Here is a 14,313-nt window from a genome sequence, read left to right as displayed (position 1 = left end):
ACACGATGAAAAAAACCACCGCACAAACATTAATGAATTACATTCAAGGTATTTCAAACGATAACCAAGAGGATTTCTCAAGAATTGCAAGAGGGGCGAAATTTAATGTGACGCCAAGTGTACAGCAACGTCTTGAAAATGCAGTACAAGAGAGCTCGGATTTCCTAAAACTGATCAACATTGTACCGGTAGATGAACAACAAGGTGAAATCTTAGGGTTAGGCGTATCAGGTACCATTGCAGGAACAACAGATACCAATTCTGCCGGACGTAAAACGCAAGCCATTCATGCGTTAAACAAAATTCCGTATCACTGCCAACAAATTAACTATGATACACATCTCAAATATGCCATCTTGGATATGTGGGCAAAATTCCCTGATTTCGCTAAACGCATCGGCACATTAAAAGCCGAACGAATGGCACTGGATAGAATTATGATCGGTTTTAACGGAACAAGTCGTGCAGCAACCTCTAACAGAAAGACAAACCCATTATTACAAGATGTCGCTGTAGGCTGGTTGAAAAAAATTGAAGACAATGCACCTGAACGTGTCATGACAGAAGACAAAAAGAGCAGCGGAAAAATTGAAGTCGGGGAAGGAAAAACATACAAAAATTTAGATGCCCTTGTGTTTTCTGCCGTCAGCGATTTAATCGCACCTCAATTCCAAGATGACACGAAATTAGTCGCCATTATGAGCCGTGATTTGCTGGCTGATAAATACTTCCCTCTGCTCAATCAAAGCAAGGCGAGTGAACAAGTTGCCGGTGATATTATTATGAGTACAAAACGAGTGGGCGGATTACAAGCCGTTCAAGCCCCTTTTGTACCAAAAGGCACCATCTTAATTACCCGACTTGATAACCTGTCAATCTATTACCAAGAAGGGGCAATGCGTCGAACATTAAAAGATAATGCAGAATATGACCGCTACGAAGATTACACCTCTTCTAATGATGACTTTGTCGTCGAAAACTATGAAAGTGTGGCATTGTTAAAAAATATCAACATGATAGACGCCCCTGAAGACATCAAAGCGAAAAAAGCTGAATAAGGAAAGTGTGAATGCGTCCAACAAGAAGGCATTTTCTAGAAGTTTCAGCGAAAAAGGCACATATGCAAGAAGAACGCATACTTAGCGAAGCGACGGAATACGAAAGAATGTTGTATCTTCTTGCACGCCATAAAAAGGATTTAAAACAAATTCATTCTATGGCGTTAAAAGCGGACTACAAAAAGAACATTTTACCGGATTATTTACCTTGGATAGAGGGAGCGTTAAGTAGTGCAAGTGGCAAACAAGATAACGTCTTAATGACATGGCTAATTTGGTCAATAGACTGTGAGCAATATCACCTCGCATTACAAATTGCCGACTATGCTATACATCAAGGATTAGTATTGCCCGAAAACTTTAACCGCACCTTATGTTCTGCCCTAGCGGAAGAATTTGCCGATAAAGCCAAAATTGCACAAAAACTTAACCGCCCTTTTGACGTGGCTTATTTAGAACGAGTAGCGAACCTCACTGATGACCAAGATATACCGGATGAAAGTAGAGCGAGACTTTATAGAGAAATCGGACTATTAAAGCTCACATCAGCACCGCAAACCGCCTTAGCCTACTTGGAAAAGGCATTAGAACTGAATTTAAATATTGGCGTTCAAGGGGATATAAAAAAATTGCGAAAACAATTAACGCAAGAAAATCCCCGCTGAACACGAAACAGAGCAACCTAGCCCAAGCCAAGCGAGGCGGAAAGTAAAGGTTTTTTGCCTCATCACTTTCCTCACCTCGCTTTTTTACAGTTAAAGGAACATCATGCATAACAGCATCGCCATCAAAAAAGTCAAAAATTACGCCATGGACGACTTAAAACGACAGGCGGAAGAACAAGCAACAGATAACGAAACAATCCAAAACAACGGCTTTTTCCCTGATATTCATTTACTTGATGTAAGAAATGCAATGCGAATAGACGGAACGGTAACGAATGAACGGTTGAAAATGGAAGTCATCGAAGCCATGGCAACCGCTAACAACGCCTTAAAACATTACCAAAAAACCCTAAAAGAAAAACACATTCATCGCCTTGAAGACATGGATGACGAAAAAATCAACGGCGAAAATATCGTAATACAACGCTACAAAAGAGCGGTGTATTGTTTCGCCTTAGCCAATTTAAACGAACGCTATCGCTCATACGACACCACCAAACAAGGGGCGGAAAAAGCACAGGACTTTGAACAAAGCGTAGATGATTTAAGACGTGACGGACGCTTTGCTATCCGCGATATAGTAGGACAACACAGAATGATAGTAGAGTTAATCTAATGGCAAGAATGGTTTATGCAAAACAAAACGACACACTAGATAGCATTGTCTATCGTTATTTTGGGAAAACGCTTGGCTTAGTAGAACACGTATTGGAGCTAAACCCAACATTAGCCAACTTACCAATCCTCGCCATTGGTACCGTCGTTATCTTGCCTAATAGTGAAGATATACAAACGACCACCAACAAAAATACATTGAGTTTATGGGATTAAATGAGGTTTAACATGTTAAAAAATAGTGAAACAACAGGGGCGTATGTCGGATCTGCCATCGCCATTTATAGCGGCTTTACCTTGGCAGACTGGGCAGCTATCTTTGGTATTTTATTCGGCTTATTTACCATGCTGATTAACTGGTATTACAAAAACAAAGAAATCAAATTAAAAGAAACCGCACTCAAACAAAAGATTGACTTAAAGGAAGGCGACCATGAATAAATTCACAAAATGGGGAACAGGGGCTATTTGTAGCGTAGTTGCCATCATTGCCCTTGTCAAAACAAACCATCAAGAGTTACGCATAAGTCAACAAGGATTAGCCCTTATAGGAAATGTAGAAGGTTGCAGAAGAGACCCCTATCACTGCCCTTCCGATGTGTTAACTGTCGGTATTGGGTCTACCATGGCTGACGGACAAACTATTGACCCGAAAAAACGTTACAGCGACATAGAAATAGCCCAACGTTGGGCAAACGATTTACGCCGAGCGGAACAATGCGTAAACCGCTATGGAAACGGCGAAAATCTACCGCAAGGGGCGTTTGATGCCTTTGTTTCCATTACCTTTAATGTAGGATGTGGAAAAATGCAAAAAAGCACCTTATTTAAACAAGCAAACCAAGGCTTTAGCCCTCAACTCTGTCACCAGTTTGAACGCTGGATTTACGCAGGCGGAAAAAAATTAAACGGCTTAGTAGCACGCAGAGCAAAAGAAAAAGCCCTCTGTTTAGGTGAATACCATGATTAACCGTGCATTATTTTTAAACACCACATTAAACAAAGTCATCATCGTTGCAGTTGCTATACTTATCAGCATCAACGGCTATTTGTATTTTAACAACCAAGTAAAAGAACAAAAGCTCATCAACGCAAACAACATCCTCAACCAAGAAAAGGAAACGACCAAACAACTAAAGGCTCAATTAGATCATGCAAAAAAACAACTCAACGACTATCAAGAACAAGTAAAAAAACTGAATGACAACCTCTTAACTCATTTACACCAAGCGGAGAAACGGACTGATGAAATTAAACAAGCGTTACAAGATGAGAGCTGGAGCGGTCAGCCTGTGCCTAATCGCATTATCCGCCTGTTCAACGAACGAACACATCAGATTAATAGAGCCGATACCGCTACTTTGCCCGACAGATCAACTATGCCAAAAACCGACAATAACACTAAAAAATAACGGCGATCTCGTCGTTGCTTTGGATAAAACACTCAATGAAATAGAAAAATGTACGCTGATAAATCAAGCACTTACACAGTGCATAGAAAACTACAACCGCACATTACAGGAAAAAAAACATGACTGATCACGTAGACAGAGCCAACGAATACACAGAAATAATGCAACAACTTGCCATCCAAAAACACCAACAAAAAACACGGAAAAAAAGCACAGTGAAATACTGTCTAGATTGCCAAGAAGAAATACCGGAGATACGCCAACAGAACGGCTATTGTCGTTGTATAGATTGTCAACGCATTATCGAAAAACACCAACGTATTTATAGAATCAGTTAAGGAAGAGAACATGTTAAAAGCAGAGCTTATCCGCAGTTTGTTACAAAGCACCTCAAAAGACCTCAATACCAACCCTGATAAATTGGAATTATTCATTGATGAAGGGGTTGTCGTTAGTGCCGGTGCGACATCTTCCTCCTATGAATTGCAATACACCTTAAATATTATCGTACGTGATTTTAGCGGATCGCCCAATATGATTTTTGCCCCGATTATGGACTTTATCCGAGAAAACCAACCTGATTTAATCCATAATCCGGACAAAAGAAAAGACGGATTCCGCTTTATCGCCGATCACAACAACCACGACAGCATAGATCTATCCATCTTCCTAAAACTCACCGAACGAATATCGGTAAAAGAAGAGAACGGAAAAAATATCATCACACATCTTGATGAACCAAGCTCACAAAAATACCAAGAAATCATAGAAAAAAAGACAGAAAAATAAAAGAGCTACAACATGGATGAAATGCTACAGGTAAAAACCGCTTTTGAACGTCTGCTTAAAAACGTTTCACCAAAACGGCTAAGACTGCTTTACCAACAAATCGGACGAGAACTCGCACGCAGTCAACGCAAACGAATTAAAGCACAGCAAAATCCGGACGGTTCAGCCTATCAACCACGCAAGCAAAAAGTGCGGTCAAAAAAAGGCAGAATTAAAACCCAAGCCATGTTTAAAAAAATCACCCAAGCAAGGCACATGAAGCTACGCCGCCAAAAAGACGGTATAGAACTAGGGTTTAGCGGAAATACCGCCTACATCGCCACTATTCATCAATATGGATTAAGAGCAAGAGTAGAACGACACAAAGAACACAAAGTACAATACGCCAAGCGTGAATTGCTCGGCTTTACGGAACGGGACAAAGAAATGATTGAAGCGTTTGTGATTAAGGCATTGAGTGAAAATATTGATTAGATGTCATCATCTAAATTCTTATTTTTGCAGTGGCAACAATTTTTATCACAATTGGACGTATCAAAATCAAAACCATAAAACAACACAAAAATAAAAAATAAAGCAACACTGCCAAAAATAAATGTCAGCCCAACGCTTAAATCAAAATAAAAATAACAAATAAGGTAAGGACACGAGACAATTAACACAAAAATAAGGTCAATAAAATCATTAACAGTCAATTTAATTTTCATAGAACCACCGTAGTTTTTGTCGTTATTGTCTTTTTATATTCATTTTCATTTAAATTGTCAATCAATAGGTAAAAAAATGAGCAATAAAAATTTAACATTACAAGTTACATTTAGTGCAATGGACAAATTAAGCACCCCAATAAAAGCCATTTGCCAAGGTTCCCAACGTTTAGCAAAACAAATTCAGGGAAGTAGTGTAGAAATTAAGAAAATGAAAGAACAATTAAAAAAAATAGACGGCTTCAATAAATTAAATTCAGAATTAAAAGCCTCTCAAAATGACTTAGTCAAAGCGAGGGAAAAAGTAAGCATTTTAGCGGAAGAAATGAAAAAAATTAAAACGCCTACAGAAGAAATGAAAAGAAAATTTTCAAAGGCTAAAGAGAGTGCAGCACGCTTAAGAGACACATTAGAGAAAAAAAGAAAAGTATTACATCTTGAAAGAAACGCATTAAAAAGTGCGGGCATTAATACAAGTAAATTAAAAACGGAAGAAATACGCTTAAACGACGCCATTAAAAAAACAAATCAGTCTATTGAAACACAAAAGAATAAATTGAAAAGTCTACAAAATATTCAAAATAAAGTTTCAAATTTAAAAAAACAGTTCAATAAATCCGTTGAATTAGGCGGAAATATCGCATTAACAGGCGTTGCCACAAAAACAGTAGGAAGATTAATATTAAATCCCACTGTAAAAATGGGAGAAGGCGTTATAGGCATGGCAAAAACAGCGGGGAAATTTGAACAATTTCAATCAATTTTAGAGGTGACGGAAGGAAGCTCAGAAAAAGCAAAAGAGAGTTTAGAATGGGTGAAAAAATTTGCAGTTGACACCCCGAGCAATCTTGATGAAGCCATGGAAGCGTTTGTCAGATTGCGTGCTTATGGCATGGATCCTACCAACGGTTTACTCAAAACATTAGGGGATACATCCGCTGCAATGGGAAAACCTGTCATGCAAGCGGTAGAAGCGATTGCTGATGCCGTCACAGGTGAAAATGAACGATTAAAAGAGTTTGGCATTAAAGGGCGGGCAGTTGGAAAAAATATTATTGAATATGAATACACCGACAAAAATGGTAAGCAACAAATCGCACGGGTGAATAAAAATAATCGTCAACAAATAGAAAAAACACTCAGCAAAATATTTAATGATAAATACGCCGGTGCAATGGAAAAACAAGCCAAAACCTTAATGGGGATTTGGTCGAAAATAGAAGACCATTGGACAACTCTGCAAGTAGACATCATGAGTTCGGGGGCGTTTGATTGGATTAAAAACAAATTACAAGGCATATTAGACACACTGGACAACATGCAAGCAAACGGCGAATTAAAAAAGTGGGCGGAAGATATAGGCACCGTTATTCAAGAAGTTGCACAAGGATTATGGGCGTTTGGAGAAATGCTATTTTCCGGCATAAAAACAGTCGCTACATTTACACGAGAAAATAAAGGCATCATTGCACAAACCATAAAATGGTCAGCGGTATTAGGCAGTCTATTAGTCGCCTTAGGTCCCGTCTTATTTTCATTAGCTTTATTTTTACCTCTTATCAAAGCGATTGGTATAGCAATTTTTGCCACTGGAAAAATGATGTTGACCAACCCTATTATTGCTGCAATCATGCTCATTATCGCAGCCGGCTATTTACTTTGGAAAAACTGGGATAAAGTCATTGCTGCACTTGTTGCAGGCTGGCAATGGCTAAAAACGGCTTGTAGCGAGGTATGGGAAAGTATAAAAAATATTGTTTTCCACGTATGGAACGGTATTTTTCAGTTTTTGGGAGGCATTTGGGAACACATCAAAGAAGCCTTTAACGGCGGAATTGGCGGCGTGAGCAAGTTGATTATAGATTGGTCGCCTGTCGGATTATTCTACAAAGCTTTTTCCGCCGTGTTAAATTATTTTGGTGTTGAACTGCCCGCCAATTTCTCTGATGTTGGTAGCTTGCTGATGGAAAAATTAAGTTCAGGCATAGTAAACGCCCTCGGCAAAGTAAAAGACACTATTAGCAATGTAGGTTCGTCAGTATGGGGGTGGTTTAAAGAAAAAATCGGCATAGACACCGACACAAAAGCCACCTTCACCACACAAACAACAACCAATCACGTTCCGCCGGTGAATAAATGGTCAGGCGGATATGCCGGAAACGGCGGAAAATATCAGCCAATGGGCGTGTTTCACGGCGGGGAATATATTATGACCAAAGAGGCAACATCACGCCTTGGCGTACCGTTGCTCAATGCCCTCAACTACGGCAAAAAAGCCATGTTGACTGCAGGAATGGGATTAAGCGTTGCCACGGCACAGCCTTTTGTTATGGATAATCGACCGCCCTTAAGTCCAACAACACATCACCTGCAAGAAACACCTCAACCTATGCAAGTGACAATCAATATTCATGCCACGGCGGGACAACGTGCGGAAGAGATTGCAAGAGAAGTGGAGAAAGCCCTAGTTAAAATAGAACAACAAAAACAAGCACGCTTGAGATCCGCATTACGAGACAGAGATTAATTGGGGGCGAATGTTTCGGGTTAATGTTTGGGGCGAATGTGATTCGCCCCTACTGTAGGGGCGGATTATATCCGCCCTTTAATATTTGTCTACCTAATAAATTAGATGCAGGGCTAGGCATGAGCTTAACGCAGGCAAAAGAAAGCTCACGCAAACTTATTGAGCGTAAGACGAAAGAGTTGGACAACCTTAACGAAAAAATGATTACATTCTCTCAAATTGTTAAAAGTGCAAAATATAAAGCTATATCGGATGAAGTGATTTCTGCTCGAATTTATCAAGGGAAAAAAAGTGTCGGTTATAGATTTAATGCTGAGCATAATTTTGATGAATTCAAAAAAGCGATATTAGCGTAAATTTTTATATTAGCTTATTCACCGCAACACCAACCCTTTCCCAAAGAAAATGATATACCTAATCCATTATTGCAACGATTAAAATAACAATTAATCAACTTACTTTTGTTTGGTGAATGTGATTGGCGAATGTGATTCGCCCCTACTGTAGGGGCGGATTATATCCGCCCTTTAATGTATTTTATTTTTTGTTATTTCCGGCTTAACAACCCGGCATACTACTCAAACACGGTTAAATTTCTCAAAATGCACTTTATTTAAGAATGTGCGAATGTGCAATGCAAGCAGAATTTAACCGAAAATTAGAAAATATTGTGCGGTATGGTGTCGTGGCAGAAGTGAACCACGAAAAACGCCGTGCCAAAGTACAAACAGGTAATATCTTAACGGATTGGTTGCCGTGGTGTGCTTCACGTGCCGGTACAACCAAAATTTGGTCGCCGATTACACCGGGTGAACAATGTATTCTTATTTCCCCTGCGGGTGAAATAAACAGCGGTTTTATTTTGAGTGCCCTCTACACGTTGGAATTTAACACCCCGAGCAATTCGCCTGATGAGCATGTAATTCAATTTGCGGATAATGCCATTATCCAATACAACCAAGCAACAAGTGAATTAAAAGTAAGCGGTATTAAAACCGCACTTATTGACGCTAATGTCAGCGTAACGCTTAACACGCCCTTAGTGCATTGTACGCAAGATATGCATATAGACGGTAACGTCAATATCAAAGGGTCAAGCAGTGTGCAAGGCTCAAGTGATGTACAAGGGTCAATACGTGTTAAAGGCAATATTAACGCACAAGGCGATGTTACCGCCGGCGGTGTATCGCTACAAACGCATACACACGCAGGAGACAGTGGCGGAACGACAGGAGTGCCTAACTAATGGATAAACACACAGGCAGATATTGCGAAAACGAAAACGCCCATTTAAAACAATCTATCACGGATATTTTATTAACGCCGATTGGGACGAGAATACAACGCCGAGAGTATGGCAGTTATATTTTTGAGCTGATCGACCGTCCCATCACAAAAGCCCTGATGTTACAACTTGCCACGGCGTCAGTGATCGCCTTGAAAAAATGGGAGCCGAGAATTGAAATTACACGTTTTAAAGTGGATATCGTGCCGGAGAAAGCACAAATCACCGCTAATATGGACTTTATCCGCAAAAAAGACAACAAAAAAATAAATTTTAATCAAATCATATTAGGGAAACGGCATGAGCGAATTAGTTAATTTATCGAAATTAGACGCCCCAAAGGTATTAGAACACCTTGATTTTGAACAGTTATTAAAACAACGCAAAGCTCAATTTATAGCACTCTACCCTAAAGAAAAACAAGCCTATTGGGAAACCGTACTCGCATTAGAAAGTGAACCGATTAACAAATTATTACAAGAAAATTGTTATTTGCAGTTATTAGAACGCAAACGCATTAACGAAGCAGCAAAAGCAACAATGTTAGCTTATGCAACAGGGAGCGATCTTGATGTGATAGCAGCTAATTTTAATGTACAGCGTCTTATCATACAAAAAGCGGACTATAGCGTAAATCCGCCAATAGAAGAAAAACGAGAAAGCGACACAGATTTACGTTTGCGTTGCCAATTAGCGTTTGAGGGGTTGTCTGTGGCGGGACCTCGTGCAGCTTATGTATTCCATGCGTTATCCGCACATGCGGAGGTTGCCGATGTCTCTGTGATATCGCCCTCACCTGCGAATGTGACTGTCACTATTTTAGCCAAAAAAGGGGACGGGCAAGCCGGTGAGGCGGTTTTAAATGCGGTGACCAAAAAACTGAATGATGAAAATATCCGCCCAATAGCGGATAGAGTAACGGTACAAAGTGCCAGTATTCATCGGTATCAAATTCATGCAAAACTGCACATCTACAGAGGACCGGAATACGAACCCATCAACAAACAGGCACAGGAAAAAATCAAAAAATACACCGAAGACAAACAGCGATTAGGACGAGATATTACCTTATCCGGTATTTATGCGTCCTTGCATATTGAAGGGGTGCAACGTGTAGAATTACTACAACCTCAAGCCGATATTGTATTACAGAATAATCAAGCCGGCTTTTGTGAAAAAATTACACTTGAATTGGTGACAGCAGATGATTATTGATGACAGGTTCCCAACCGTCCCCGCACTATTGCCTTTAGGCAGTAGCGAGCTGGAGCGTAAAGCGTCAGAGGTGTTACAGTTTGCTGTCCGCAATCCTATTATTATTGCAGACTTAATCAATCCTCAGCGTTGCCCCGTTGAGCTGTTGCCGTATTTAGCGTGGGCGTTCAGTGTAGATAGATGGGATGAGCATTGGACAGAACAAGTCAAACGTATTGCCATTCAACAGGCTTTTTTAATCCACAAATACAAAGGTACGATTAGTGCTATTCGTCGAGTGGTTGAGCCTATCGGCTATTTGGTGGAAGTCAAAGAATGGTTTGATCTGCACCCACAAGGCACACCAGGCACATTCAGCATTACGATTGAAGTTGCTGAAAGCGGATTGAATGAACAAACCTACAATGAAGTAGTCCGTCTCGTTGATGATGCAAAGCCGGTATCAAGACATTTAACACAGTTAGCTATTTCTATATCGCCTAAATGTCCATTACATCATTTTATTGGTCAATATATGGGCGAAATTATCAGTGTTTATCCATAACCCGATTAAATTAAATAACCCAATTAAACCAAATAAGGAAAAGAAATGACAAAAACCTATTATTCCGTATTAACCCAACATGGGGAACAGCTCATTACCTCAGCCATTGCCAACAAAAAACCCTTACAACTCTTAAAAATGGCAATCGGCGACGGCAACGGACAAGCGGTAACGCCGACACGTGAAGCAACAAAATTAGCAAAACAGGTTTATAGCAATAATGTAAGTGCAATATCGGTAGATCCAAGAAATCATCAGCAAGTTATCTTTGAATTACTGATCCCTGAAACAGAGGGCGGTTTTTGGATTAGAGAAATTGGCTTATTCGACAATAACGATAAATTGGTTGCTTATGCCAATTGCCCTGAAAGTTTTAAACCTCAATTATCAAGCGGTAGCGGAAAAGTCCAAATTATCCGCTTAATTTTAGCGGTATCTTCATCAGACGCCTTTGAATTAAAAATAGATAATGACGTTATTTTTGCGAAAACGGGACAGCTACAACCCAAAACCATTAATAGCAACAGTCAAAATAAAATTGATGAAGACGGTCATACTCACGAGATAACCAAAGCGAGTACAAGCCAACAAGGTATTGTGCAACTGACCAACGAGACAACCTCAGACAGCGAAACACTCGCCTTAACCGCTAAAGCGGGGAAAGAGTTAGCACAAAAGATAGAGGAATATATCCCAAAAAACCAAAAATCGGATTTAGCGGATAGTAGCTCATCCGATACTGTCGCTACATCAAAAGCGGTTAAAACTGCCTACGACAAAGCGGAAGACGCAAGAAAACTTGCTGAAAGAAAACAATCCCCAGCAGCTACATTAGCTGGCTACGGCATTACCGATTTTCAGGTTAAAACAGGTTCGGACGATGTCGATAATTACAAAACCGATGGGCATTATTATTTTGCGAGCGGTCAAAATTTGCCCGATAACAACGGAGAGTGGCATGTTGAAGTGGTGAGCGGTGGGCAAGCTACCGCCGTGCGACAAATTGCACGCAAAGCCAATGATACAAAAGTCAAAACACGGTTTTTTAACGGCTCAAAATGGACGGAATGGAAAGATATCGGCGGTGATGGTGTGCCTTTGGGGGCGATTGTGGCGTTTCCCAAAGAAATTGAACATCCCACCGGCTTTTTAAAATGCGATGGAACGACTATTGACCAACGCACCTACCCGGATTTATACCGCACTTTAAGCGAAAAAACTCGGGGTGAAGGTAATAAAAAAAGATTACCCAATTTAACTCGCTCAGATGTCGGTATGACGGCGTATTTTGCGACAGATGAGATTCCTGAGGGCTGGATTGCGTTTGATGAAATCAAGGAAAAGGTAAAAGAAGATACTTACCCTGAGTTGTATCAGTATTTGATTGAAAAATATACCAGTATAGACAACGTTCCTAAAGCGGAAGACCGTTTTTTGCGTAATGCTCATGGTGAGTTGAAAGTAGGAATGACACAACTCGGTTCCTTAATCGGTGCGGATTCGACAGACGGAAACGGGGCATTTTCGCCTTATGTGAAAGCTATTAAAAACACTTACCAAGAAACCGTTGACCAAGTAGGCTTCGATCCGTTGCTGACAGAGGACATTGGAAACGGAAGAACCGCTGTCAATAACGAACATTCTCCGGACGGCGGACAACCTGAAACCAAAAAACAATATAACGCCGGGCTTTCGTGGTCGGTAGGAACGGACAAAAATACCGACCTGAATGACCCTATTAAAAATGAAAGTAATGGCAACGGTCATTTTGTCGGCGTTACTCGCCCGAAATCTCTTGTTTTAAAACTGTGTATCAAGGCGAAAAGCAGTTTTGATGAGGTGGTATTTTGGATTAAAGCATTCGGTGCGGTGGAAAATCAAGGTGTTTTGGACGCCTCTGCTATCGTTCAAGAAATGCAGGATTTTAAACAGCAAGCCGAGGAAAAAATACAATCCATTACAGTGCAGAAAGAAGAGATTATGCACGCTATACAAGAGGAGATGGGAAAATCAGATTATTCCCTTGTTAAGGTTTGGGAGGGGAGTACAGGTTTGGGGTATAGAGATAGTTCTATTTCTGTAACATTGAGTGAACCTTGTTTTGGAACGACTGTTTTCGCATTTATTTACCGACAAAATAGAGATTTTTATCATGATAAAAAAATAGAAGTTATTACATTTGATGTAGTAAATTTAACTGATTTTCGTTTATCTATTCCAGAGATTAGCAATTTGAAAATCAATTTACCCGGAATCTTTAAAGAAAGTAGAAGAGATAGAGATTCAAATTATAATAGTACACATGTAAATATCAGCAAAGACGGATTAAGACTCGATTTTATAAATTTAAGCATTACTCATTATCATTTCCGAGAAATCTATATTAAAAAACCAAACAACAGGAAAGCAACATGAACATTTACTTTCAAAAAAAGCAATTAAGCAATTATCAAATTTTTCCAATCCCTCAGGATGTAGAGAATTGGATTGAAAAAGACGTTGACGAAAAGGAACTGGAAACGCATGTATTGGTGGAATTTAACGGCGAGTATCAATGGGTCGAGAAATCCGCCGACCCGATGACGAAATGGAACGGCAAGCAATGGGGCGTTGATGAAGAGAAAATGACCGCACATTTAACCCAAGTGCGGGCGGAAATGCGAGAGAAAATCAATGCCTTGCGAGATGAAAAAATCAATGGCGGGGTGTTTGTGGAAGCGGTGGGCAAATGGATTGATACGGACGCTACGGCGGAGCGGAATATTTTATCCGTCAAAGCCAGTTATGATTTATTCGGTGATATGGAAATTGCGTGGACTTGTGCGGATAACTCTGTATTGATGATTAACAAAGAAAAATTAATGCTGATTTGGCAGGCGTTAATGAATGCTAAAACAAGTAATCATGCGAATGCCTTGAAGCATAAAACCGCTATGGAGCAATCGGACAATCCGGCGGAATATGATTATTCCGGCGGGTGGACAACCGGTTATGGGGAGTATTTGAAGGAGTTGAAAGATGAGTAAGGTGTATTTAGCTCTGTACAAGGGGCGAGGCGGTAGTCTCTATGACCGATTTACAGATGGGTTTATTCGTCACTTCACGAAGGGTCAATATAGCCATTGTGAAATTGCGGTAGAAAAACAGGCGTTTTTAAGTGGCGATTATTATCCGTATATCACCTACGATTGCTACAGTTCAAGTCCTCGTGATGGCGGTGTGCGAAAAAAAGAGATGACACTTAAGACAGAAAAATGGGATTTAATTCCGCTTGATAATCTCACTGAAGAACAAGTGAAAGCCTATTTTAAGAAGACAAAAGGGGCTAACTATGATTGGCAAGGCGTGTTTGGCTTAGTATTGGGTTTTCGTGAGAAGAAAAGTAAATTCTTTTGCTCGGAATGGTGTTTTAATGCCATATTCAGAAGCGAAAAGGGCTGGCGGTTTAATCCCAATCAGTTGGCTCAAATAGTGGCTGATTTTAAACGGATTTAAC

At 40.1% G+C, this 14,313-nt stretch carries 20 protein-coding genes; all 20 read left to right on the top strand.

The genetic code is table 11. From position 1 onward, the window contains the following. The first annotated feature begins 5 nt into the window (after positions 1–5). Positions 6–1,058, top strand: coding sequence for a phage major capsid protein, P2 family (locus HNR69_RS05155; RefSeq protein ID WP_136122187.1), 1,053 nt, complete (start codon positions 6–8; stop codon positions 1,056–1,058). A gap of 11 nt (positions 1,059–1,069) precedes the next feature. Continuing rightward, positions 1,070–1,723, top strand: coding sequence for a phage terminase small subunit (locus tag HNR69_RS05150; RefSeq protein ID WP_136122188.1), 654 nt, complete (start codon positions 1,070–1,072; stop codon positions 1,721–1,723). Between the two features lie 103 nt (positions 1,724–1,826). Beyond that, entirely contained in the window at positions 1,827–2,339 is a 513-nt protein-coding gene (locus HNR69_RS05145) for a head completion/stabilization protein (RefSeq protein WP_136121919.1), read from the top strand. Continuing rightward, entirely contained in the window at positions 2,339–2,554 is a 216-nt protein-coding gene (locus tag HNR69_RS05140; RefSeq protein ID WP_012340346.1) for a tail protein X, read from the top strand. The genes HNR69_RS05145 and HNR69_RS05140 overlap by 1 nt, the downstream gene beginning before the upstream one ends. A gap of 12 nt (positions 2,555–2,566) precedes the next feature. Beyond that, positions 2,567–2,779, top strand: coding sequence for a phage holin family protein (locus HNR69_RS05135; protein WP_041605085.1), 213 nt, complete (start codon positions 2,567–2,569; stop codon positions 2,777–2,779). Beyond that, a complete protein-coding gene (locus HNR69_RS05130) occupies positions 2,772–3,308 on the top strand; it encodes a lysozyme (protein ID WP_132995641.1) in 537 nt (178 codons plus the stop codon). The genes HNR69_RS05135 and HNR69_RS05130 overlap by 8 nt, the downstream gene beginning before the upstream one ends. Continuing rightward, entirely contained in the window at positions 3,301–3,750 is a 450-nt protein-coding gene (locus tag HNR69_RS09585; RefSeq protein WP_132995639.1) for a hypothetical protein, read from the top strand. The genes HNR69_RS05130 and HNR69_RS09585 overlap by 8 nt, the downstream gene beginning before the upstream one ends. Continuing rightward, positions 3,638–3,877, top strand: coding sequence for an Rz1-like lysis system protein LysC (gene lysC, locus HNR69_RS09755; RefSeq protein WP_370483414.1), 240 nt, complete (start codon positions 3,638–3,640; stop codon positions 3,875–3,877). Before HNR69_RS09585 ends, lysC begins: the two co-directional genes overlap by 113 nt. After that, positions 3,870–4,088: a TraR/DksA C4-type zinc finger protein gene (locus tag HNR69_RS05120; protein WP_132995637.1), complete on the top strand. Its 219-nt coding sequence runs from the start codon at positions 3,870–3,872 to the stop codon at positions 4,086–4,088. Before lysC ends, HNR69_RS05120 begins: the two co-directional genes overlap by 8 nt. A gap of 10 nt (positions 4,089–4,098) precedes the next feature. Further along, on the top strand, positions 4,099–4,539 hold the full coding sequence (locus HNR69_RS05115) for a phage tail protein (protein WP_132995635.1): 441 nt from the start codon (positions 4,099–4,101) through the stop codon (positions 4,537–4,539). A 12-nt stretch (positions 4,540–4,551) separates the two neighbouring features. Beyond that, positions 4,552–5,013 (top strand): phage virion morphogenesis protein, encoded by a 462-nt coding sequence (locus HNR69_RS05110; protein WP_012340340.1) that lies wholly within the window; start codon positions 4,552–4,554, stop codon positions 5,011–5,013. A 309-nt stretch (positions 5,014–5,322) separates the two neighbouring features. Then, entirely contained in the window at positions 5,323–7,773 is a 2,451-nt protein-coding gene (locus HNR69_RS05105) for a tape measure protein (protein ID WP_183405650.1), read from the top strand. A gap of 23 nt (positions 7,774–7,796) precedes the next feature. Beyond that, positions 7,797–8,129, top strand: a complete 333-nt coding sequence (locus HNR69_RS05100; RefSeq protein ID WP_136122192.1) for a hypothetical protein — start codon at positions 7,797–7,799, stop codon at positions 8,127–8,129. Positions 8,130–8,407: 278 nt separating this feature from the next. After that, the gene (locus tag HNR69_RS05095; protein WP_260156873.1) at positions 8,408–9,019 is read left to right on the top strand and encodes a phage baseplate assembly protein V; all 612 of its coding nucleotides are present in this window, start codon (positions 8,408–8,410) and stop codon (positions 9,017–9,019) included. Then, positions 9,019–9,375 carry a GPW/gp25 family protein gene (locus HNR69_RS05090; RefSeq protein WP_012340335.1) on the top strand — a complete coding sequence of 119 codons (357 nt, stop codon included), beginning with the start codon at positions 9,019–9,021 and terminating at the stop codon, positions 9,373–9,375. The genes HNR69_RS05095 and HNR69_RS05090 overlap by 1 nt, the downstream gene beginning before the upstream one ends. Then, entirely contained in the window at positions 9,359–10,273 is a 915-nt protein-coding gene (locus tag HNR69_RS05085) for a baseplate assembly protein (RefSeq protein WP_075321605.1), read from the top strand. Before HNR69_RS05090 ends, HNR69_RS05085 begins: the two co-directional genes overlap by 17 nt. Next, positions 10,263–10,817 (top strand): phage tail protein I, encoded by a 555-nt coding sequence (locus HNR69_RS05080; RefSeq protein WP_012340333.1) that lies wholly within the window; start codon positions 10,263–10,265, stop codon positions 10,815–10,817. Before HNR69_RS05085 ends, HNR69_RS05080 begins: the two co-directional genes overlap by 11 nt. Positions 10,818–10,862: 45 nt before the next feature. Next, positions 10,863–13,232: a phage tail-collar fiber domain-containing protein gene (locus HNR69_RS09580; RefSeq protein ID WP_260156871.1), complete on the top strand. Its 2,370-nt coding sequence runs from the start codon at positions 10,863–10,865 to the stop codon at positions 13,230–13,232. Then, positions 13,229–13,843, top strand: a complete 615-nt coding sequence (locus HNR69_RS05070) for a DUF4376 domain-containing protein (protein WP_183405648.1) — start codon at positions 13,229–13,231, stop codon at positions 13,841–13,843. The genes HNR69_RS09580 and HNR69_RS05070 overlap by 4 nt, the downstream gene beginning before the upstream one ends. After that, on the top strand, positions 13,836–14,312 hold the full coding sequence (locus HNR69_RS05065) for an enoyl-CoA hydratase (protein ID WP_183405647.1): 477 nt from the start codon (positions 13,836–13,838) through the stop codon (positions 14,310–14,312). Before HNR69_RS05070 ends, HNR69_RS05065 begins: the two co-directional genes overlap by 8 nt. Position 14,313 lies beyond the last annotated feature (1 nt).

Origin of the sequence: Histophilus somni (assembly GCF_014202395.1) — a bacterium.
In the GTDB taxonomy this organism is placed as follows: domain Bacteria; phylum Pseudomonadota; class Gammaproteobacteria; order Enterobacterales; family Pasteurellaceae; genus Histophilus; species Histophilus somni.
Note: the sequence above shows the minus strand (reverse complement) of the source record. Positions and strands in the feature narration are given on the sequence as shown.

Excerpts from the sequence above, each read along its gene's own strand:
- HNR69_RS05085 (WP_075321605.1), top strand. The coding sequence starts at position 9,359 with ATGAGCGAATTAGTTAATTTATCGAAATTAGACGCCCCAAAGGTATTA.
- HNR69_RS09580 (WP_260156871.1), top strand. The coding sequence starts at position 10,863 with ATGACAAAAACCTATTATTCCGTATTAACCCAACATGGGGAACAGCTC.
- HNR69_RS05090 (WP_012340335.1), top strand. The coding sequence starts at position 9,019 with ATGGATAAACACACAGGCAGATATTGCGAAAACGAAAACGCCCATTTA.
- HNR69_RS05150 (WP_136122188.1), top strand. The coding sequence starts at position 1,070 with ATGCGTCCAACAAGAAGGCATTTTCTAGAAGTTTCAGCGAAAAAGGCA.
- HNR69_RS05135 (WP_041605085.1), top strand. The coding sequence starts at position 2,567 with ATGTTAAAAAATAGTGAAACAACAGGGGCGTATGTCGGATCTGCCATC.
- HNR69_RS05155 (WP_136122187.1), top strand. The coding sequence starts at position 6 with ATGAAAAAAACCACCGCACAAACATTAATGAATTACATTCAAGGTATT.
- HNR69_RS05100 (WP_136122192.1), top strand. The coding sequence starts at position 7,797 with ATGTTTGGGGCGAATGTGATTCGCCCCTACTGTAGGGGCGGATTATAT.
- HNR69_RS05105 (WP_183405650.1), top strand. The coding sequence starts at position 5,323 with ATGAGCAATAAAAATTTAACATTACAAGTTACATTTAGTGCAATGGAC.
- HNR69_RS05065 (WP_183405647.1), top strand. The coding sequence starts at position 13,836 with ATGAGTAAGGTGTATTTAGCTCTGTACAAGGGGCGAGGCGGTAGTCTC.
- HNR69_RS05110 (WP_012340340.1), top strand. The coding sequence starts at position 4,552 with ATGGATGAAATGCTACAGGTAAAAACCGCTTTTGAACGTCTGCTTAAA.
- HNR69_RS05140 (WP_012340346.1), top strand. The coding sequence starts at position 2,339 with ATGGCAAGAATGGTTTATGCAAAACAAAACGACACACTAGATAGCATT.
- HNR69_RS05115 (WP_132995635.1), top strand. The coding sequence starts at position 4,099 with ATGTTAAAAGCAGAGCTTATCCGCAGTTTGTTACAAAGCACCTCAAAA.
- HNR69_RS05145 (WP_136121919.1), top strand. The coding sequence starts at position 1,827 with ATGCATAACAGCATCGCCATCAAAAAAGTCAAAAATTACGCCATGGAC.
- HNR69_RS05070 (WP_183405648.1), top strand. The coding sequence starts at position 13,229 with ATGAACATTTACTTTCAAAAAAAGCAATTAAGCAATTATCAAATTTTT.
- HNR69_RS09585 (WP_132995639.1), top strand. The coding sequence starts at position 3,301 with ATGATTAACCGTGCATTATTTTTAAACACCACATTAAACAAAGTCATC.
- HNR69_RS05120 (WP_132995637.1), top strand. The coding sequence starts at position 3,870 with ATGACTGATCACGTAGACAGAGCCAACGAATACACAGAAATAATGCAA.
- HNR69_RS05080 (WP_012340333.1), top strand. The coding sequence starts at position 10,263 with ATGATTATTGATGACAGGTTCCCAACCGTCCCCGCACTATTGCCTTTA.
- HNR69_RS05130 (WP_132995641.1), top strand. The coding sequence starts at position 2,772 with ATGAATAAATTCACAAAATGGGGAACAGGGGCTATTTGTAGCGTAGTT.
- HNR69_RS05095 (WP_260156873.1), top strand. The coding sequence starts at position 8,408 with ATGCAAGCAGAATTTAACCGAAAATTAGAAAATATTGTGCGGTATGGT.